We start from the raw sequence: 20,833 nt of genomic DNA on the forward strand, positions 1-20,833 counted from the left end.
AATTTTTTATTTTTTTGAATATTTCTAAGGTTGTATCTATAGATATTATTATATGATTAGGGTAAATAACAGTAAAAAAATAATTTTTTTCTAGGAGAGAGAGATGGAATCTAAAATTAGGATAAACGATGTAGGAGATATATGCTCTCCAAAAGGATTTTTATCTGGTTCTATATTTTCTGGAATTAAATCTCCTGGCCAGGATAAAAGGGACATAGGAATTATATTTTCCGAAACTGAATGTGTTAGTGCAGGTACATTTACTCAAAATTCAGTGGTTTCTCCATCTGTAACTTGGACTAAAGAAATTAATTCAGATGGAAATATAAGAGCTATTGTAGCAAATTCAGGCTGTGCTAATTGCGCTGTTGGTGAACAAGGGTTAATAGATGCCAAAGAAATGGCTTCTATAACCTCTAATGCGTTGGATATAAATGAAAATCAAGTAGCAGTAGCTTCAACTGGAATAATTGGAGTAGAACTGCCAATGGCTTTGATGAGAAAATTCATACCTCAAATAAAATTAGATAAAAATGATGGTAATGGATTTGCTAGGTCAATACTTACTACTGACACAAAAACTAAAGAAATTTCTGTTTCCTTTCAAATCGATGGTATGGAAATTAATGTAGCTGGGGTAGCTAAAGGATCTGGTATGATACATCCAAATATGGCTACTATGCTGGCATTTATAACAACTGATGCTAATATTGAAAAAAAAATATTACAAAATTCCCTCAACAATTCTGTTGCAAAATCTTTTAATCAAATAAGTGTTGATGGGGATCAATCAACTAACGATACAGTATTAGTGTTAGCTAATGGTCTTGCCAAGAATAAAAAGATTATATCTTCTAATGATTCAAAAAAGTTCTCTGAAGCCTTAGATATTGTTTGTGTATTTCTAGCAAAAGAAATAGCCAAAGATGGAGAAGGTAATACAAGGCTAATAGAGGCTACAGTTTCAGGAGCAAAAACAACTGAAGATGCAAGACTTGCTGCAAGATATGTCGTAAATTCAAATTTAGTAAAAACTGCTGTTTACGGTAGAGATCCTAATTGGGGAAGAATAATCATGGCAGTAGGAGCTTCTCAGATTCCAATTGATGAATCAAAGATAGAAATTTTTGTTAATGATATTCAAATAGTTTCTGAAGGAATTGCAATTTCTTATAATCACCAAAGTATTGTAATTGCTATGAGTGAAGAAATAATCAGGTTTAATATTAACCTGAATATTGGCTCTAATTCTGGAGTAGCTTGGGGTAGTGAATTGACAGAAGAATACGTAGTTTTTAATTCAGCTTATACAACATAATTTTGCTATGAAAAATTCAAAAAATGTTTCAGTAATAAAAATAGGAGGATCAACTCTAGGTGAAACTGATAGTACTTTTGAAGACATAATTACTTTGTATAAAAAAGGATGGAAAATAGTTTTAGTTCATGGTGGAGGAAAAGAAATTTCTAACTGGATTAATAAGCAAGGTATAGAGCCTCTATTTGTAGATGGTCTTAGAGTCACAGATAAGCAAACTCTAGATGTAGCCTTAGCTGTTCTTTCAGGAAAAATAAACTCTGAAATAGTCTCAGAGTTTCAAAACCGAGGAGCTAATGCTGTGGGTTTATCAGGTTCTTCAGGTATTCTAAATGCGGAAAAACTGAATCAGAAACTAGGATTTGTGGGTAAAATTGTTAGTTGTAATACAGATTTGTTAAATAATCTTTTAGATAATGGATACCTTCCTGTTGTTTCACCAATGGCATTATCAATTGATTCAAAAAATCAAATTTATAATACAAACGCAGATACTGCTGCAGGAGTCATAGCTAGAGAACTTGGTGCGGACAATATTATATTTCAAACTGATGTTCCAGGAGTTTTTGATACAAATAAAAGAGTAATACCTCAAATGACAAAAAAACAGGCACTGGACTTAATTGATTCTGGAATTGTTCAAGGAGGTATGATACCTAAAATAAAATCTTGCATAGAAGCTTTATCAGCAGTAAATGTAGGAAGAATTATTGATGGAAGAAACTCTGGAGCGCTGTTAACTGCATTCACTAATGGCGATATTGGTACTAGAATAGTTTAAGAGGGTAATTTTAAAATATATATATATTGGAGAAATAAATGAAATCGACCAAAGAATACAAAGATCTCGAAAAAAAATATTATATGCAAGTTGTTAATAGAATGCCTCCAGTTCTTGTAAGCGGGAAGGGAACCGTAGTAACTGATAATGATGGAAATGAATACTTGGACTTTACTGCTGGTTGGGCTGTATTAAACTTAGGGCATTCTCATGATTCAGTTACAGAAGCAATTAAGGATCAAGCTGGTAAGATACTCCAAATGAGCAATTTATATTATACAACTCCACAGCTTTCCTTGGCTCAAACTATAGTTGATAACTCTGCGTTAGACAGGGTTTTCTTTTGTAACTCAGGCGCAGAAGCAAATGAAGGAGCAGCTAAACTAGCTAGAAAATGGGGTAAGAAAAATCTTAATGGTGCATTTGACATAATTACTACATTAAATTCATTTCATGGAAGAACTCAAGCAATGATGGCAGCAACAGGACAGCCTCACTATCAAGATAATTGGAGGCCTTTGATGCCGGGTTTTGTAAATGTAGAATATAATAATTTGCAGCATATAGTGGATGCTTATACAGACAACACTTGTGCAGTTATGATTGAACCTGTTCAAGGGGAAGGTGGTGTAAATGTACCAGATCCTGACTATCTAAGATCTGTTCAAGAATTCTGTAAATCTAAAAACATACTCTTTATTTTGGATGAAGTTCAAACAGGAATGGGCAGATTAGGAACTTTATTTGGTTATCAAAGATTTCAAGGCGTTGAACCTGATGTAATGACATTAGCTAAAGCTTTAGGTTCAGGAGCTCCACTAGGAGCATTTTGTTCCAAAGAATTTTGTTCTGTGCTAGAACCAGGAGATCATGGATCAACTTTTGGAGGAAATGCATTAACTACTTCAGCAGGAGCTGCTGCAGCAGAATTTATGGTTAAGAATAACATTCCTGAAACTGCTCTTGAGTCTGGAAAATATATGATGGATAAACTTAGTGTCTTAATGAAAAAATTTGATTTCATTTCTGAAATTAGAGGTATGGGACTACTCATAGGTATAGAAATGAATCAAGATGTCTCTGGGGAGATAGTTGGTAAGGCACTTGAAAAGGGTCTGCTAATAAATGCTGTAAGGCCTAATATGATAAGATTTATGCCCCCTTTGAATGTTTCAATAGAAGAAATAGATCAAGCCATTGAAGTTATAAGTGAAATATTAGAGGATTACTAGTAATGTCTAAAGGAAAATGTGTTTTGGCATACTCTGGAGGAATGGATTCAACAATTTCTGTAGTATGGATAAAAGAAAAATATGATTTAGATGTTATTACTCTAACAGTTGATCTAGGAGCCGGTCCTGAGATTGAAGGAGTTAAAGAAAAGTCTAAAAATGCTGGAGCAATAGATTCTGTTGTTCTGGATGTTAAAGAAGAATTTGTTAATGAATATGTATTTCCTGCACTAAAAGCAGGTGGTATGTATGAAGATGTTTATGCTTTATCGACGGCATTAGCAAGGCCATTAATGTCAAAAAAACTAGTTGAGATAGCTAGAAAATATGGAGCAGAATATGTTTCCCATGGCTGTACTGGTAAAGGAAATGATCAAGTTAGATTTGATGCCTCCATAATGACTCTTTCTGGAGATGGAGATTCTATAAAGATTATTGCTCCAGCTAGAGAATGGGGAATGACAAGAGATGAAGAAAAGGAATATGCTGCAAAAGCTGGACTTGAATTAAGAGAAGTTGGTGATAATAATAGGGTCTACTCCATAGATAGGAATTTATGGGGCTTAGCAATTGAAGGAGAAGACCTGGAAGATACTTGGATAGAACCTCCTGAAGATGCCTTTTCGTGGACATCAAGTGTTGAGAATGCTCCTGATAAACCTGAAATATTAGAATTAGGTTTTGATAAAGGTATACCTGTATCTTTAGATGGGAAAAAATTAGATGGTGTTACTCTTATTGAAAATTTAAACTTAATAGCTGGAAAACATGGTATCGGAAGAGTTGATCATCTTGAGAATAGATTAGTTGGAATTAAGAGTAGAGAAGTTTATGAAACTCCTGCAGCTATTATTTTATACAATGCGATAAGTGCATTAGAAACGGCTACTTTATCAAGAGAACAACAAAGAATAAAATCTAATCTTTCAAAAATTTACTCGGATCTCGTTTATGATGGTAGATGGTTTACTTTACTCAGGGAAAATATAGAATCATTTATGAACAGTGTTCAAAAATTTTCATCAGGTGAAGTTAAGCTAAAGCTCTACAAAGGAAATGTAACTGTTATTGGAAGAAAATCAAAGTTTTCTCTTTATGACTATGATATGTCTACATACTCTACTACAGATACTTTTAACCATCAATCTGCTGAAGGATTTATTGATATTTACTCTTTGCCTGCAAGAATTCAGGCAAAAAAACAAAAATTTAACGATTTATAAATTTTGACAAAGAATATAAATAATAAAACATCTTCCGTTCAAGGAGGTAAAATATATGGTGATTTTACTAGTTCTTTTCATTCTGACATAAGGATGTATTCTGAAGATATTGATGTATCAATAGCTTATTCTAAAATGCTAAAAAAAATTGGAATATTATCTTCTCAAGAAAGTGAATTAATTAAGAACTCTTTAGAAGAAATTAGGAAAGAAATAAAAGATAACAAATTTGATTGGGATGACACTCTAGAAGACATTCACTTAAATATTGAGAATTCAATGTATAAAAAAATAGGTGAAGTTGCTGGTAAGCTTCATTATGGAAGGTCCAGGAACGATCAAGTAGCAACAGATTCTCGATTATATTTCCTAAGGAATGTGGATTTAATTATATCTTCTATAATTAAATTTTTAGAAGTTCTTATTAAGCTTTCAGAAAAAAATATTGAACTTTTATTGCCTGGTTATACACATCTACAAAAAGGCCAACCAATCCTAATTTCTCATAATTTGATGTCATACTTTTCTATGATTTCTAGAGATCTTAGTCGTTTCCAGAATACTAGATTCAATTTAGATAACATGCCACTCGGTTCTGGTGCGTTTGCTGGTGTCACAATTCCCTTAGATAGAGATTTATTAGCTGATGAATTAGGATTTTCTAGAGTTTCATCAAATTCTATTGACTCCGTATCATCAAGAGATCATATTACTGATTTGCTTTATTCCTGTTCGTCTATCATGATAAATTTATCTAGAATTTCTGAAGAATTAATAATTTGGAATACAGAAGAGTTTAATTTTATTAATATTCCAGATGAGTTTACTACTGGTTCAAGTATTATGCCCCAAAAAAGAAATCCTGATTATTTTGAATTAATAAGAGGTAAATCAGGGATTCCTATAGGCCACTTAGTATCACTTTTAACTTCACTAAAAGGACTTACTTTCACATATAATAGAGATTTGCAAGAAGATAGAAAAGGAGCAATGGACTCAATTGAAATTGTTTCTCAATCCCTTGAAGTTTTCTCAAATTTATTTTCTAATCTGACATTTAATCAAAAAATAATGCTAGATTCTGCTCATAATTCTAATATTTTAGCTACTGACTTTGCTGATTATTTAGCAAATAAAAAAATGCCTTATAGAGAAGCTTATGAAATAGTAAAAACTATATCCTCATCATTAGAAGGTAAATATATACATCAAATTTCATTAAACGAATTAAGAAAATTTTCCAAACTTTTTGAAGAAGATGTACTTGATATTTCATTAAGAAATTCTATTGAAAGAAGAAATTCTTTTGGAGGAACATCTACTGATTCCGTAAAAAATCAAATAAAAGAAGCTAAGATTTTTCTATCAAAAATCAAAAATGAAAAATAAAGACATATTCTTAAGCGCATCGATTCTATCTTCAGATTTTAAGAACTTAGAAAATGAAATAACAGCCTTGAATCAATCTGGTATTGATGAATTTCATTTGGATGTAATGGATGGTAATTTTGTTGAATCCATATCATTTGGTGATCCTATAATTAAGACAGTTAGGTCACTAACATCAATACCTATAGAAGCTCATCTAATGGTAGACAAACCTAATAATTTTGTAGAAAATTTTGCTAAACTCGGGGTTGATATATTTACCTTTCATATTGAAAGTAAATCTGATATTTTAAAGACAATTTCTAATATAAAGAATAATGGAATGAAGGTTGGAATTGCATTAAATCCAGATACTCCTATTGAAATAATCGAGCCATATCTACAACAAATTGATCGAATTTTATTTATGACTGTATACCCTGGTAAAGGTGGTCAAAAATATATAGAAGATATAAATAATAAAATTTTAGAATTTTCAAATAATAAAAGTATAAGTCAGAACTTATTGATCGCAATAGATGGAGGAGTCAAGCCAGAAACTGTTTTAGGTGGATATAATTCTGGAGCCAAACTATTTGTGTCTGGAACAGGTATTTTGAATAGCAATTTAGGTTTTAGAGGAGCTGTGAATGAATTTAGAAAAGTTATTTTAGAATAACACCTTTTTTGTCTAGAGTTCTAATTTCTCTAGCAGTAAGCTTTACAACGTATTCCTTGTCATTTATTTTTATTTTTCTCTTTTGAATATTGGGTTTAGAAATCTTTTGTGTAGCGTTTAGTGCATGAGACCTGTTGTGACCGAATAAAGGTTTTTTTATTGGTCCTAAACCTAGATGTTTTCTTGGATCAACTGGCATTTTTTACTCTCAGTTATTTTAGTTACTTAAAATATATATTTTTTTATATGATTAGTTTATCATCCAAATCTATAATCGGAAATAATTTTCTATGAATTTAAATAAAGAGATCTCTTTAAGTGAAATTTCTCAAGCTATTAAGACATTTATATATAGCTTAGAGTTATATAAGGAAAAAATTAATAATCTAAATGTATTTCCTGTGCCTGATGGTGATACTGGAACTAATATGTTACTTACAATAAAGAATGTTGATCAAGATCTTGATTCAAAGTCAGATATGCATTCTTTATTAACTCACTTACGGCAAGCTTCACTAATGGAAGCAAGAGGAAACTCAGGAGTTATTCTTTCACAATTTTTTCAAGGTCTACTAACTTCTTACGAAAGTAACAAATGTTTTACGATTTCATCTTTAGTTACTTCATTTACTATTGCAGCTGAAAATACTAGAAAATCTTTACCTAATCCTGTAGATGGAACTATGATGACTGTATATGAAGAAATAGCCAGAGCGGCAAGTAAAGGGCTAAGTAAATCTGAAAACTTAGAAGATTTACTAGAAATAATTGCTAAAGGAGCAGTTTTATCTGTAAAAAACACTCCTAATAAATTAAAGATCCTTAGAGAAGCAGGAGTAGTGGATTCAGGTGGCTTAGGTTTAGCTATTATGATGAATGCTTGGTATTTATCAATAATTCAAAAAGAAATAGAAAAAGATTTAGATATTGTTTATTTAGAAATGATATCAGGTCTTTCAGATAAAGTTTCTGAAAATTTTATAAATTCTAGTGATGAACTAGAGTGGGGTAACTGTACAGTTTTTACTATAAAAGGTGAAAATTTTGATATTGACTATCAAAGAAAACAAATTGCTAAATTTGGTAAATCACCTGTTATTACTGGAGATTCAAACCTAATTAAAGTGCATATTCATGTTTTGGATGAAAATGAAGTAATTAATTATTCTAAAAAAATAGGAACTGTTGAAAATATTTTTGTTCAAAATATGGATGATCAAACTAAGATTTTTTCATCAAGAAAAAGAAATTATGATCTTATCAAAACTTCAGTAATTTCAATTTGTGAAGGCAATGGCATAGTTGAAGCTTTTTTTGAAGCTGCTGGTGATGGGATGCACATTGTTGAGGGAGGTTCGAAAAATAATCCTAGCATAAAAATAATAATGAATGAAATAGATAAGATTAAGTCAGATAATATTATTATTCTTCCAAATAATTCAAATATTTCAACAACTGTAAAACAATTAATTGACCTCAATAATAATAAAAAAATACATATGATACCCACTCGTTCGATTCAACAAGGCATAGCTTCAATTTTTTCATATGATTCATCAAAAAATTTTGATATTAATCTAAAAAATATGAATGACTCTCTCAAAGTGATTGAAGAGGCATTTGTAACTATTTCAACCAGAGATGTTGTTTTTGATGGGAAGCAAATAAAGAAAAATAATTTCTTTGCCACATTGAACAACAAAATTTATGACTCTTACGACTCTGCCGATTTAGGACTAATTAGTATTTCAAGGGAATTATTAAGAAGAAATGAAATATTAACCATTTTTGTTGGTCATGATTCTATTATGGATAATTATGATTACTTAGAAAGTCAAATTTTACAAAACTATAGTGATAAAGAAGTTGTCATTGTGAATGGTAATCAATCATACTATAATTATCTATTATTAGCAGAATAAGAGGGAAAAATGTCAAAAATAGCTTTAGTAACAGATAGTACATCAGATCTACCAAAGAAAGTAGCAGAAAAACAAGGAATATTTGTTGTTCCACTTAATTTACATTTTGGAGATGAAACATTTATTGATGGAATAGATATAACTTCTTCTGAGTTTTATCCTAAATTGATTGATTCTGAGTTTCATCCCAGTACATCTCAACCTTCAGTTGGTAAATTTATAAAAACATATGAAGAAATACTTCAGTCATACGATAGTATAATATCGATTCATATGTCTTCTAAGCTAAGTGCTACTCATTCTTCTGCTGTGCAAGCTAAAGAACAGATTTCAAACGATAATATAAGAATTATTGATAGTAAAAATGGCACATTAGGTTTGGGGTCTTTGGTTTATTCTGTTTCTAAGTTAATGAAAAAAGAAAATAATTTAGATAATTTAGTAACTGAAACTGAAAGTCTTGTTGATAAATCACAATTCTATGGATTATGTGCAACTTTAGAATATTTGGCAAAAGGAGGAAGAATAGGTAAGGCTCAAGAATTTGTTGGCTCTTTGCTTAAGCTAAAACCAATACTTTCTACTAGGGGATTTGATGGTGAAATAGGTTCAGTAGCTAAGGTTAGAACTTTTTCTAAAGGTATGGATTACTTGGTTAATATTGTTGAGAATAATAAAATTGAAGACTTATTTGTAGTACATGGTGGAAATTTTGAAAGTGCTGAAAAATTAATCGAAAAATTAGAAAAAGTAATAGATAAGAAGAAAATTATCGTCTCAGAATTTGGTCCAGTTGTAGGTACTCATTTAGGACCAGGTTCATTCGGAATTGGATTTGTTGGTTCGGAGTAAAAATTAGTGATAGAAAAGAAAGTAGATAGACTTAAGCGACTAGTTTCTATTCTTTCTCAAGAATATCATCTTGGACTAAATGATCAATCTGTTGAATTAGGATTAGATCACTATATCAGGAATAATTTTTTTGATGTTGATTGGATTATGAATACATATCCTATGAATCAAAGATCTTATAAAAATTTAGGAATTGGTGAGAGGCATATTTGGATAAAAAATCTAATTTCAAAAATTACTTACGAATTAAAGGTATTTGAGGCAAATATAAGTAAAGAGTTATTATTAAGAAATTTGCCCCTAGAAACTCCAGTTGATCAAATACCCTTCATAAACAAAAGAATCACATCGAAATTTTCAAATATAGGAATTTATAATCTTAGAGATTTAATTCTACATTTCCCTTTTAGATATGAAGACTATACAAATATTCAAAATATAAAATTTCTTTTAGAAAATCAGAATGCAACAGTTATAGGGAAAATATCTAAAAAAATTCTAATTAAGAGAATGAATGCACCACAAATAATAGTTGAAGATTCAACAGGTTCAATCACTGTAACATTTTTTAATATGTCCTATCTTATTAGAGAACTAAAAGTTGGTCAAAATATTGCAATTGCAGGACAGGTAAAAAAATTTAGAAATTCATTACAATTTACTAATCCTGAATATGAGGTTTTCAAAGATAGTCCTAAAAGATTTCAATATCTACAACCGATTTATCATTCTACGGAAAGACTATCTCAAGAAATGATAAAAACTAGAATATCTGCAGCTATTAAGTCAAACGCAATAGAAAAAATTGATGAATTCATTCCTGAAGAAATCCTGAAAAAAAATAATCTTTATTCCCTTCAATCATCAATAAAAAGATTACATTTTTCAAAAAGTATAGATGAAAAAAATAAAGCCTCAAAAAGTTTTGCTTTTCATGAAGTTTTTGAAAATCAAATTTCAGTGAAATATAGAAAAAAACAAAGAGAAAAAAATATAACTTCATATGCATTTACTTCATTTAATGAAAATTATAAATTCATCAGTAAATATCTACCTTTTGAATTAACCAAAGATCAAAAAAATACAATTTTTCAAATAGGAAATGATTTATCAGATAGATTGCCTATGGCTCGATTGTTACAAGGTGAAGTTGGATCAGGGAAAACTATAGTAGCTTTGATAGCTCTTATATGTACAGCCATGGAAGATCAGCAAGGAATTTTGCTTGCTCCAACAGAAGTTCTTGCAGAACAACACTTTTTGAATTTATCAGAATTAGTTGAAGGATCACTACAATTTGGGAATGAAGAAAATATAAGAATATTTAGTATAAATAAAAAGAAGAAGATAGCTTTATTAACTGGATCTTTAAATCAAAAAATAAAAGATAAAACTAGATCAATGATTGTTAATAAAGAGATTGATATTATCGTGGGAACCCATGCATTACTTCAAGAAGAAATATCGAAAAATTTATCTGGATTAATAGTTATTGATGAGCAACAAAGGTTTGGTGTAGAACAGAGAAATTTATTACTAAAAAGACAACCTATTCCAAATATGCTAGCTATGTCAGCAACACCTATTCCTAGAACACTTAATATGACTTTATATGGAGATTTATCAATATCTGTAATAAAGACAATGCCAAATAGAAAAAGAGATGTTAAGACGATTTGGATGAGAAATAGTCAATTTGACGAAGTAATATCTAACATCGAGGATGAGTTGAAAAAAGGTTCTCAAATATTTTACGTTTCACCTCATATAGATTCATCTGAAAAAATTGAAGTATCTTCAGTAATCCGAGAATATGAGAAATTATCTCTAAGTAAACTCTCAAAATATAAAATAGATCTTTTGCACGGAAGAATGAAGATAGAAAAAAAGCAAAAAATTATGGAAAACTTAAGGAAGGGAAAAATTGATATTTTGGTTAGTACTCCATTGATTGAAGTTGGAGTAGATATTCCAAATGCTACATTAATTGTTATTAATTCAGCAGAAAGATTTGGTATTTCTCAGCTTCATCAATTAAGAGGAAGGGTTGGTAGAGGAGATAAAGAATCAAAGTGTATTATAGTTTCTTCAGACGAAATAACAGAAATTACTGAACAAAGATTAAATGCAATAGTAAAAAGTAATGATGGATTCAAGCTTTCTGAGGAAGATCTTAAGATTAGAGGTCCCGGTGAAATAGATAAAACTAAACAAAGTGGATTCCCCCACTATAAAATAGCAGACCCTTTAGATTTTGAAATGATAAAGGATGTAAATGAAATTGCAACAAATATCATTGAACAAGATCCTGATCTAAATAATAATGAAAGGATTAAGAAAATTATAAAAAAGGTTAATTCTAGCAATATAAGTTTAGGATAAAGTTACTTAATAACTAAGTTATATAGCTTATCTTGAACATATATTTCTTTTACTATTTCTTTATTAGAAATATATTTCAAAACTTTTTCTGAGTTCAAAACTGAATTCTTAATATCTTGTTCTGATAATCCTTTCTTCATCTCTATTTGGTCTCGAAGTTTACCATTTATTTGTACTATTAAAGTAAAAGTATCTTTTTCAATTAATTTTTCTTCAAAAGTAGGATTATTTTGTAGATGAATTGAGCTCTTATTCCCTAGAATAAGCCAGATTTCTTCTGTTATATGAGGACAGATTGGAGATAAGTGAATCAATAGTCTTTTGCAAGCATCTTGCCAGTCTGAGTTTGAGATAGAACCTTGTTTTTTTATTTTAGAAAGATAGTTAGTGTATTCCATAAGAGAAGCTATCGAAGTATTAAACTTAAAATTACTCATATCATTAAGAACATTTTTCGTAGTCTGGTTTGATATTTGGATTGTTTTTTTTGTTTCTTCTTCAGATATTTTATTTTCTTTATATTTTATTATCATCATATCCCATACTCGATTTAACCATCGGTAAACTCCGTTAATTCCTGAATCCGACCAATCTCCACCTCTATCCCAAGGGCCTAAAAACATTAGGTAAGCCCTAACTGAATCAGTTCCATATTTTTTAACTAATGGTTCAGGATTTAAGGGATTATTTCTTTTTGAAATTTTCATATGCCTTGCTAACATGACACCTTGATTAAAGAGTCTTTTGTAAGGTTCATCAAAATCTAGATAGCCTAAGTCTCTAAGAACCTTATTGAAAAATCTTGCATATAATAAATGCATTACTGCATGTTCTGCTCCCCCCATATATTGATCGACTGGACTCCATAGATCTATTTTTTCCTTTTCAAAAGGAAGATCTAGTATTCCTGGACTAGCAAATTTTAAGTGATACCATGAAGAATCCATAAAAGTATCCATAGTGTCTGTTTCTCTTCTTAATTTTCCATATTTAGGATGATCAAAATAAAGAAACTCTTTATCCAGAGTTAATGGTGACTGACCTGTAGGCATAAATTCTTTTGCATCAGGAAGAATTACAGGTAAATATTCATCTTCGACAGGAATAATTTCATTATTATTATCGTATAACATTGGAATAGGAGTTCCCCAATATCTTTGTCTAGATATTAGCCAATCTCTTAAGTGATATGTAATTGTCTTTTTACCAAATCCTTTGTCTGATACTAAGTCTGCAATTTTCTTTTTTCCATCATTGTTACTTATTCCATTGAATTCTCCTGAGTTTATTTGAATTCCGTTACCTGTAAAAGCATCATTTAATTCAATATCATTTGATCCATCAGGTGAAATAACAACTTTAATTGGAAGTTCATATTTTTTAGCAAAAATAAAATCTCTTTCATCATGCGCTGGTACTCCCATAACGGCTCCAGTACCATATGATGCGAGAACATAATCTCCAATAAAAACTGGTAGCTTTTCATTTGTTACGGGATTTATACAAAAAATATCTGTTTTTACTCCAGTTTTTTCTCTTATTGTGGATGTTCTATCAATTTCTGACATTTTTTGAGACCGTCTTATATAGGATTGAACACTTTTATTTTTATCTAATGAAAGAGATTTAATAAGAGGATGTTCAGGGGCTAGAACTACAAATGTGACTCCATAAATAGTATCAATCCTTGTTGTAAATGTACTAATCTTTTCATTATGATTTTCTACACTGAAATTTATAGTTACTCCTTCAGATTTACCTATCCAATTTCTTTGCATTTGTTTTATTTTTTCAGGCCATTCAAGTGTACTCATATCTAATAACTCTTCAGCATAATCAGTAATTTTGAAATACCATTGAGGCATTAGTTTCTTAACAACTTCAGCTCCAGATCTTTCAGATTTTCCATCAACTACTTGCTCGTTTGCTAGTGTTGTTTGATCAATAGGATCCCACCATACAGGTCCATTTTTTCTGTAAGCCAGACCTTTTTTATACATTTCTATAAAAAACTTTTGATTCCATTTATAATACTCCGGAGTACAAGTGATAAGTTTTCTATTCCAGTCATAAGAATTACCCATCATATCAAATTGCTTTTCCATGTTATTTATGTTGTCAAAAGTCCATTTTTTGGGATTTATGTTTCTTTTAATTGCAGCATTTTCTGCAGGAAGACCAAAAGCATCAAATCCTTGAGGGTGCATTACATTATAACCTTCTAATCTTTTAAATCTTGCATGCGCATCAGCTGGTGTGAAAGCAAACCAATGGCCTATATGTAGATCACCGGAAGGATAAGGAAACATTGATAATGCGTACCAATTTTTTTTTGATGGAATTTTATCTGAAGTCTTGTATATTTCAGAATTCTTCCATATTTTTTGCCACTTTGATTCTACTTTAGATGGTATATAAGCTTCAGTATCAGGTTTCAGCATTATTTATTATTGTTTTTTTCTTATGTAATATAGTATAAATGATTATTTTATAAAATTATTTTAGGTGAGAAGTGTGTTTGATTTAATTATTAAAAATGGAAATATTATTGATGGTACAGGTAGTAAACCAAGAGTAGAAGATATTGGAATTAATGGTGATAAAATAATTTCCATTGGCAACCTAAGTAATCTAGATGCAAAAAAAACTATTGATGCAGAAGGTCTATGTGTATCTCCAGGTTTTATAGATACTCATTCTCATGCGGATTTTGATATATTACGGGATCCTCAACATATCTATGGGATTTCTCAGGGTGTTACAACTGAAATCCTTTCTCCTGATGGAATCGGAATAGTTCCTTTAGATAAATCAAAATCGAAGGAACATATAAACTATTTAGCAGGTATTTTAGGGCACCCTCCGGAAGACTTTGATGGTACATCTTTTGAATCTGCAAAAAAGTTTTATCATAAAAAAAGTAAATGCAATGTTGCTGTATTTGCAGGTCATGGTCCTATCAGAGTTAATATCACAGGAATGGATGATATTCCACTAGAGGGAGAATTATTAAAAAAAGCAAAATACAAACTAGAGGAATCACTTGAGCAAGGAGCAGCGGGCTTTTCAACAGGTTTAGATTATTATCCTCAAACCTTTTCCTCTACTGATGAGTTGATTGAACTTTGTAAAATTGCTAAATCTAAAGAGAGAGTCTACTCTGTCCATTTAAGAAGTCATGAGAAACACAGAGCCTTTGCTAATGGAGGAATACTAGAGGCAATTGAAATTGCCAGAAAGTCAGAAGTATCATTAGTGGTAGAACATTATAGAACTGTTGAACAAAATGCAGGTCAAATAGATGTTTTATTAGAACCTGTAGACAAAGCAAAAAAAGAAGGTATAGACATAACTATGGAGACATATTCATATCCAGTAGGTTGCACTATTCCTCTTATATTTTTTCCTGGTAAATTTCATCTTGGAGGAATTGATAATATTATGTCAATTTTATCCGATCAAGAACAGAGAAATTATTGGGAAAAAGAATTATTGAAAAATGCCCCAAGGCATGACATTGAAGGTGCAATGTGGACTTCTATTGGTAGAGATGATATGCATGAGTATGCAGGATTAAGTGTCGTTGATGGGGCTAAGAAGGATAACTTATCTCCAATACAACATGTTTTAGACATAATGTATAGAACAAAATTAAATTGTGGTTTTAGGGTTATTCCTCCTGCAAGTATTTCAACTTGGAGACAAGTTGAAGAAGATATAATGAATCTACTTCAAAGGCCTGATTATTTTGTTGGTTCTGACTCTGTACCAACAGGCCAAACTATCCACCCAAGAGCTTATGGATGTTTTACCAGAATATTAGGTAGATTGAGAAGAAGATTTAATATACCTATAGAATTATTAATTAATAGAATGACCAAGTTTCCTGCTGATAAGATTGGGATCAAAAATAGAGGAGAAATAAAAGAGAATAATTTTGCGGATCTGGTCGTATTTAATTCTGATGAAATTAATGATTTAGCAACATTTGAAGATCCTGAAGTGTTATCTGCAGGAATAATTCATGTGTTTGTAAACGGTAAGCTAGCTTTTGAAAAAGGAAAAGAAGTAACCGAATTAAATGGATATTTTGTCTAGGGCTTTACTATCGATCCATCAGCTCTTCTAACTGTATCCCAAGCTCCACCATATTCTCTTTCTTTAAATGGAAATTTTTTGGCTAATTTCTCATCAATATCAATTCCTAATCCAGGTTTATTGTTTGACCACATCATTCCCTGTTTTACTTCTGGACATCCAGGGAAAATTTCTTTAGTATTTTCTCCAAAGATAGAATATTCTTGAATTCCAAAGTTATAGCAGCTCAAGTCTAGAGCTAAATTTGCAGCATGTCCAACTGGTGATGTATCTCCTGGACCATGCCAAGCTGTTCTAACACCAAGAAGCTCTCCCATTGCAGCTATTTTCTTTGCAGGAGTTAAACCTCCTATATCAGAAATATGAATTCTTATAAAATCAATTAATCTATCTTTTATCATTGGAATTATTTCATGAGGAGAACTATAAAGTTCTCCCATTGCTATTGGTGTAGAAGATTGAGCTCTTACCATTTTGAAGTATTCATTATCCTCAGGACTAAATAAATCTTCTAGAAAGAAAAGCTGGTATTTTTCAACTTCTTTTGCAAACCATACTCCTAGGATAGGAGGAATTCGTTCGTGAACATCATGTAAAATTTCTACACCATAACCAAATCTATCTCTAATATATTCAAATAAAGATAAAGCAGATCTCATGTAAGGTTTAGGTTCAAAAACTCCTCCTGGATGTGCATATAATTTGCCATCATCATAATTCTTAATTCTTTTGGTAATAGGTATTGGGCCTAACTTTGGATCATTATTTAATAAAGTTTGCTCTCCCGCTTTTGCAGACTTATTACCATATGTAGAGTATCCAGGTGTTGATACCTGCACTCTTATATGATGGAAACCTTCTTCAATAAAAGCCTCCATCTTGTCTCCTACTTCTTCATTTGTATCACCTGATGAATGAACATAAACTGCAGCGGCTTCTCTAGTTTTTCCACCAAATAAATCATAAAGAGGCATATTAGCAATTTTACCTTTAATGTCCCAAAGAGCTTGATCAACACCTGAAAGTGCATTATTTAGTACAGGCCCATTTCTCCAATATGATGAAACATAAGATGACTGCCAAATATCTTCAATGTTATTAACTTCTTTGCCTATAAGAAATGGTTTTAGGTAATCTTCAATTGCATACTTTACGGGGTTAGGTCTTTGTGTGAAAGTCGCACACCCTAATCCATATAACCCATCTTGATCAGTTAAGATCTTTACTATAATCAACCTAATATCATCAGGTTCAGTAAATATAACTTTTATATCCTTAATTATTGGGCTTTTCATACATGTCCTTTATTGTGAAGTAGCATCCCCTTTTTCTTGAGACTCTACATAGCTTTCAATTGTTTGAATATCACTAAGTTCTACATAAAAATAAAGAGTACTATTTCCTGGTATTCTAGGGGGAGCACCTTGAACTCCATATCCTAATTCAGGAGGTATCTTAATCAATATTTTCCCCTCTTTTCCTATTTTACTAAGGCCTATTTGCCATCCTTGGATTACACGAGCCAAAGGGAATACAGAATCAGCATTTCTAGTATAGGATGAGTCAAATACACATCCATTTTCAAGCCATCCTGTATATTTTGCAGTTACAAGATATTCTAAATTTGGCTTCTCTTCATTTCCTTCTTGAAATATGAAATACTCAATACCTGATTCATCCAAAGTCAATTCATTAGATCTTAGCTCATCTAATTGAGGATAAGATTCAACAAAGTCATATTGTTTTTGACAATACATATCTGAAGGAGTAGGCTCAATAATCGGTATAGTTACCTGATTTGAAGGATTAGCTCCCCCACCCCTACATGATATAAAAATAAGAAAAACAAATGCCAATATAAAATATTTGCGCAAAATTAACTTTCTCCAGCATCTACAAACTGCTTAGCACCATTAGCCATCCATTCTCCTGTACCTGCGAAAAGAAATTGTACACCCATCCTTGCAAACTTATTAGTATTTGACAAATTACACATTGTACCAGCAGTTTTGCCTGAATCTATTATTTTTTTCAATGCATTATCAATAGTAGAAGTAACCTCTTTGTTACTCTGGTCATTGATATATCCCATTGATTGTGCAAAATCACCTGGAGCTACGAAGAATACATCTATATCATCAACTTCTAAAATAGAATCAAGATTGTTATAAGCTACAATATCTTCAATAAGGATGACTAATAAACTTTTATCATTTGCAATTTTGTAATAATTTGGAACTCCATACCCTTGCCTCGAAGTAGTCATACCTCTTTGTCCTATGGGTGCGAATTTACCACCAGCAACCACATTTTCTGCTTCTTCCTTTGTGTTGACGTGAGGAACAACTATACCTTGGGCTCCTAGATCTAAAGTTCTATATATTTGGCCTTGTGAATTTTCATTTATTCTTACTACTGATGTGAGTCCCCAAATATCACATGCTCTTGTTAGATCACCAATATTATTTGGACCTACTAAGCCATGTTCTCCTTCTAACCATATACCATCTATACCTGCTTCAATTGCAGCATTGCCAAAAGCGTCAATATCACTTGCATGAGCATTTCCTGCAGCTACATATGCTCTTTCACCATTTTGTAGTTTTTCCTTAACTCTATTTGTTCTCATTTCCATTTCTCACCTTAAATTTACTAGTTTTCATTATCAAATGCATGCTTGCTATTTGTATATCCTGGGCCTTTTCCTTTTTGCCAAGCATGATTTCTTAATACCTTTGTATCAATATTAACACCCCAACCTGGTCCTTCAGGTATATCTACAACTCCATTTTTTATATTTAATGGACCACCTATCATTTCATCCTTCCATGGAACATCATCAATATCTATTTCCATTATTCTTACATTAGGAATATTTGCACATAGATTTAGAGATATCATTGTTGATAAATGCGAGTAATAGTTATGAGGCGCAACATTAATTTGATGGCTTGCAGCTAAAGCTGCTACCTCTTTAGAATTTATGAAACCTTGCCATGGAATATCTATCATAGCAACATCCATTGATCTTTTTTCAAAATATGGTCTGTAATCAGTTATTCCAAGAAGATTTTCCCCTGATGTTATTGGTACATCAGTAGAGTCAGTTATTTCTCTTAGTCCATCTGGATCATACATATCAATTTCAACCCACATCATATTATATTTTTCTAGAACTTTACAAATCTTTTTTACAGCTTGTGGCTTAAAGTTAAAATTCAAGTCTAACCCAATAGTAACTTTTCCTTCAGAGCCTTCTTGGAGAGCGCTAATATGATCTTCAATAACATCAAGAAGTTCATAATTTATAAATGTTTGTCCTTCGGAGGTATATTCTAATCCTTGATCAGTTGTACCAAAACCACCACCAAAACCACCAAAAAAAACATATGTACTTTCAGGGGTATTACTCAATGGAGAATCAGGCCTAACTATTATGTTTGTTTTTAGTGATGTATATCCTTTATTCATCACTTCTTTGCCTAAGTTTATAATATCTTTTCTCGAATTTAGAGGAGCTACGCCTAATTGTTCAAAACTTCTCGCTCTTGATGTTCCACAATGAGACCAATAAATTTTTTGTTTATTCCTTACCTTTCCTCCAAATAAATCATATACTGGAACACCATGATGTTTACCTTTTATATCCCAAAGTGCTAGCTCAATTCCAGCAATTGCTTTTAATGCAATTCCTCCCTTAGATTGAATTGCCATTCTTTGTAAATCCCAATAAATTGCCTGTATATTTAGCGGATCTCTTCCAATTAATAATGGCTTAAAATCTTCAACCGTTCCAACTATTCCCCATGGATTTCTTCCATCAGACATCTCTCCATAACCAGTTATGCCTGAATCCGTTATAATTTCGGTAAATTGCCAAGGTCGCCAACCAGCATCTACAACGTATGTGTTTATAGATTCAATTTTCATGTCTTTACTCCCTCTTAGTGATATATGTAATATAGACATAAATCAATTTAAAGTAAATAACAAAAAAGAAATAAATAACATGTCAGAAAAAAATTGCTGTTCGCCTAAAAGCGAGAGGCAAGAATTAATAAATATTAATGAATCTCTTGTCAAAAAAAATAATATAACGGATTTTTATAATATGAGATTTATTGAATCTGGTAAATTCTTGATGGGAACCAATTATGATTTAGGGTTTATATCTGATGGAGAAGGACCAATTAGAGAAATTGAACTAGATGAATTTTATATGGATAAATTTCCAGTAACAAATTTAGAGTTCGAAAAATTTTGCTCAACTACAAATTATAAAACTGAGGCTGAAAGCTATGGTTGGTCTTTTGTTTTTTATCAATTAGTTTCTGAAAAAATAAAAAAAGAAGTTAGAGAATCTGTATCTAATGCACCGTGGTGGTGGAAAATAGACGGTGCAAATTGGCGAAATCCTTATGGAAAAGATTCGAGTTTAGATGGGTTGGAAAATCATCCAGTTGTGCATGTTTCATGGAATGATGCAAATGCATATTCAAATTGGGTAGGTAAAGATTTGCCTACTGAAGCAGAATGGGAATACGCTGCAAGAGGAGGGTTGGAGCAAAAATTATATTCATGGGGTGATGATGCTTCAGAAATTTACAATAAATGTAATATTTGGGATGGTAATTTCCCTAATCAAAATACATTAGATGATGGATGGCTAGGCACTTCTCCTGTAGACTTTTTTAAACCAAATAATTTTGATATTTATGACACATCAGGTAATGTTTGGGAGTGGTGTAGTGATTGGTTTTCTTCTTCTTATCACTCTAATGATAGAAAAGAAACTAGGCTAAATCCTTCAGGACCAAAATTTGGAACGAGTAAGGTTATGAAAGGTGGATCATATTTGTGTAATGATTCATACTGTAATAGATATAGAGTTGCGGCTAGAACCGAAAATTCACCTGATTCCTCGACAGGTAATTTAGGATTTAGATTGATTTACAGGAAATAGTATAAAAGGAGAGAA

General features: G+C 31.3%; 17 protein-coding genes. 11 read left to right on the top strand and 6 right to left on the bottom strand.

The genetic code is table 11. The features are described from left to right. Nucleotides 1-103: 103 nt before the first annotated feature. From argJ to MK083_02130, 6 genes are read left to right on the top strand one after another with little or no spacing between them, the layout of a single operon-like run. Nucleotides 104-1,318 carry a bifunctional glutamate N-acetyltransferase/amino-acid acetyltransferase ArgJ gene (gene argJ / locus MK083_02105; GenBank protein ID MCH2673249.1) on the top strand — a complete coding sequence of 405 codons (1,215 nt, stop codon included), beginning with the start codon at nucleotides 104-106 and terminating at the stop codon, nucleotides 1,316-1,318. 7 nt (nucleotides 1,319-1,325) lie between these two features. Next, nucleotides 1,326-2,099, top strand: a complete 774-nt coding sequence (gene argB / locus MK083_02110; GenBank protein MCH2673250.1) for an acetylglutamate kinase — start codon at nucleotides 1,326-1,328, stop codon at nucleotides 2,097-2,099. A 38-nt stretch (nucleotides 2,100-2,137) separates the two neighbouring features. After that, the gene (locus tag MK083_02115; protein MCH2673251.1) at nucleotides 2,138-3,331 is read left to right on the top strand and encodes an aspartate aminotransferase family protein; all 1,194 of its coding nucleotides are present in this window, start codon (nucleotides 2,138-2,140) and stop codon (nucleotides 3,329-3,331) included. Nucleotides 3,332-3,333: 2 nt separating this feature from the next. Continuing rightward, a complete protein-coding gene (locus MK083_02120; GenBank protein MCH2673252.1) occupies nucleotides 3,334-4,554 on the top strand; it encodes an argininosuccinate synthase in 1,221 nt (406 codons plus the stop codon). A gap of 3 nt (nucleotides 4,555-4,557) precedes the next feature. After that, a complete protein-coding gene (gene argH, locus MK083_02125) occupies nucleotides 4,558-5,943 on the top strand; it encodes an argininosuccinate lyase (GenBank protein MCH2673253.1) in 1,386 nt (461 codons plus the stop codon). Next, nucleotides 5,933-6,601: a ribulose-phosphate 3-epimerase gene (locus tag MK083_02130; GenBank protein ID MCH2673254.1), complete on the top strand. Its 669-nt coding sequence runs from the start codon at nucleotides 5,933-5,935 to the stop codon at nucleotides 6,599-6,601. Before argH ends, MK083_02130 begins: the two co-directional genes overlap by 11 nt. Here the strand turns inward: MK083_02130 and MK083_02135 are convergent. Next, entirely contained in the window at nucleotides 6,588-6,800 is a 213-nt protein-coding gene (locus tag MK083_02135) for a 50S ribosomal protein L28 (GenBank protein MCH2673255.1), read from the bottom strand. The genes MK083_02130 and MK083_02135 overlap by 14 nt on opposite strands. A gap of 91 nt (nucleotides 6,801-6,891) precedes the next feature. Here MK083_02135 and MK083_02140 point away from each other — a divergent pair, with 91 nt between their 5' ends. Genes MK083_02140 through recG form a run of 3 tightly spaced genes read left to right on the top strand, consistent with a single transcriptional unit; the run spans nucleotide 6,892 to nucleotide 11,757 of the window. Next, a complete protein-coding gene (locus MK083_02140) occupies nucleotides 6,892-8,523 on the top strand; it encodes a DAK2 domain-containing protein (GenBank protein ID MCH2673256.1) in 1,632 nt (543 codons plus the stop codon). 9 nt (nucleotides 8,524-8,532) lie between these two features. Further along, the gene (locus MK083_02145; protein ID MCH2673257.1) at nucleotides 8,533-9,375 is read left to right on the top strand and encodes a DegV family protein; all 843 of its coding nucleotides are present in this window, start codon (nucleotides 8,533-8,535) and stop codon (nucleotides 9,373-9,375) included. A 6-nt stretch (nucleotides 9,376-9,381) separates the two neighbouring features. Continuing rightward, nucleotides 9,382-11,757, top strand: coding sequence for an ATP-dependent DNA helicase RecG (recG, locus tag MK083_02150; protein ID MCH2673258.1), 2,376 nt, complete (start codon nucleotides 9,382-9,384; stop codon nucleotides 11,755-11,757). Nucleotides 11,758-11,759: 2 nt separating this feature from the next. Here recG and leuS read toward each other — a convergent pair whose 3' ends face one another. Then, a complete protein-coding gene (gene leuS, locus MK083_02155) occupies nucleotides 11,760-14,198 on the bottom strand; it encodes a leucine--tRNA ligase (protein ID MCH2673259.1) in 2,439 nt (812 codons plus the stop codon). 73 nt (nucleotides 14,199-14,271) lie between these two features. On the opposite strand from leuS, the gene MK083_02160 reads away from it, so the two are divergent. After that, the gene (locus MK083_02160) at nucleotides 14,272-15,855 is read left to right on the top strand and encodes an amidohydrolase family protein (protein ID MCH2673260.1); all 1,584 of its coding nucleotides are present in this window, start codon (nucleotides 14,272-14,274) and stop codon (nucleotides 15,853-15,855) included. On the opposite strand, the gene MK083_02165 is transcribed toward MK083_02160, so the two are convergent. The 4 genes from MK083_02165 to MK083_02180 are packed head-to-tail and all read right to left on the bottom strand — an operon-like array spanning nucleotide 15,852 to nucleotide 19,785. Next, complete coding sequence (locus tag MK083_02165) at nucleotides 15,852-17,150, bottom strand: starvation-sensing protein RspA (GenBank protein MCH2673261.1); 1,299 nt, start codon at nucleotides 17,148-17,150, stop codon at nucleotides 15,852-15,854. The two genes, MK083_02160 and MK083_02165, sit on opposite strands and share 4 nt — an antisense overlap. 9 nt (nucleotides 17,151-17,159) lie before the next feature. After that, nucleotides 17,160-17,729 (bottom strand): FKBP-type peptidyl-prolyl cis-trans isomerase, encoded by a 570-nt coding sequence (locus MK083_02170; GenBank protein MCH2673262.1) that lies wholly within the window; start codon nucleotides 17,727-17,729, stop codon nucleotides 17,160-17,162. A gap of 2 nt (nucleotides 17,730-17,731) precedes the next feature. Next, nucleotides 17,732-18,484, bottom strand: a complete 753-nt coding sequence (locus MK083_02175) for an aldolase/citrate lyase family protein (protein MCH2673263.1) — start codon at nucleotides 18,482-18,484, stop codon at nucleotides 17,732-17,734. A 23-nt stretch (nucleotides 18,485-18,507) separates the two neighbouring features. Beyond that, complete coding sequence (locus MK083_02180) at nucleotides 18,508-19,785, bottom strand: mandelate racemase/muconate lactonizing enzyme family protein (protein ID MCH2673264.1); 1,278 nt, start codon at nucleotides 19,783-19,785, stop codon at nucleotides 18,508-18,510. Nucleotides 19,786-19,864: 79 nt separating this feature from the next. On the opposite strand from MK083_02180, the gene MK083_02185 reads away from it, so the two are divergent. Then, complete coding sequence (locus tag MK083_02185) at nucleotides 19,865-20,818, top strand: formylglycine-generating enzyme family protein (protein MCH2673265.1); 954 nt, start codon at nucleotides 19,865-19,867, stop codon at nucleotides 20,816-20,818. Nucleotides 20,819-20,833: the final 15 nt, after the last annotated feature.

This window comes from Dehalococcoidia bacterium (assembly GCA_022451965.1).
GTDB lineage: Bacteria > Chloroflexota > Dehalococcoidia > Lucifugimonadales > Lucifugimonadaceae > TMED-70.

Coding starts and splice junctions, on each gene's coding strand:
- argJ (MCH2673249.1), top strand. CDS start 104: ATGGAATCTAAAATTAGGATAAACGATGTAGGAGATATATGCTCTCCA.
- argB (MCH2673250.1), top strand. CDS start 1,326: ATGAAAAATTCAAAAAATGTTTCAGTAATAAAAATAGGAGGATCAACT.
- MK083_02115 (MCH2673251.1), top strand. CDS start 2,138: ATGAAATCGACCAAAGAATACAAAGATCTCGAAAAAAAATATTATATG.
- MK083_02120 (MCH2673252.1), top strand. CDS start 3,334: ATGTCTAAAGGAAAATGTGTTTTGGCATACTCTGGAGGAATGGATTCA.
- MK083_02130 (MCH2673254.1), top strand. CDS start 5,933: ATGAAAAATAAAGACATATTCTTAAGCGCATCGATTCTATCTTCAGAT.
- MK083_02135 (MCH2673255.1), bottom strand. CDS start 6,800: ATGCCAGTTGATCCAAGAAAACATCTAGGTTTAGGACCAATAAAAAAA.
- MK083_02140 (MCH2673256.1), top strand. CDS start 6,892: ATGAATTTAAATAAAGAGATCTCTTTAAGTGAAATTTCTCAAGCTATT.
- MK083_02145 (MCH2673257.1), top strand. CDS start 8,533: ATGTCAAAAATAGCTTTAGTAACAGATAGTACATCAGATCTACCAAAG.
- leuS (MCH2673259.1), bottom strand. CDS start 14,198: ATGCTGAAACCTGATACTGAAGCTTATATACCATCTAAAGTAGAATCA.
- MK083_02165 (MCH2673261.1), bottom strand. CDS start 17,150: ATGAAAAGCCCAATAATTAAGGATATAAAAGTTATATTTACTGAACCT.
- MK083_02175 (MCH2673263.1), bottom strand. CDS start 18,484: ATGAGAACAAATAGAGTTAAGGAAAAACTACAAAATGGTGAAAGAGCA.
- MK083_02180 (MCH2673264.1), bottom strand. CDS start 19,785: ATGAAAATTGAATCTATAAACACATACGTTGTAGATGCTGGTTGGCGA.
- MK083_02185 (MCH2673265.1), top strand. CDS start 19,865: ATGTCAGAAAAAAATTGCTGTTCGCCTAAAAGCGAGAGGCAAGAATTA.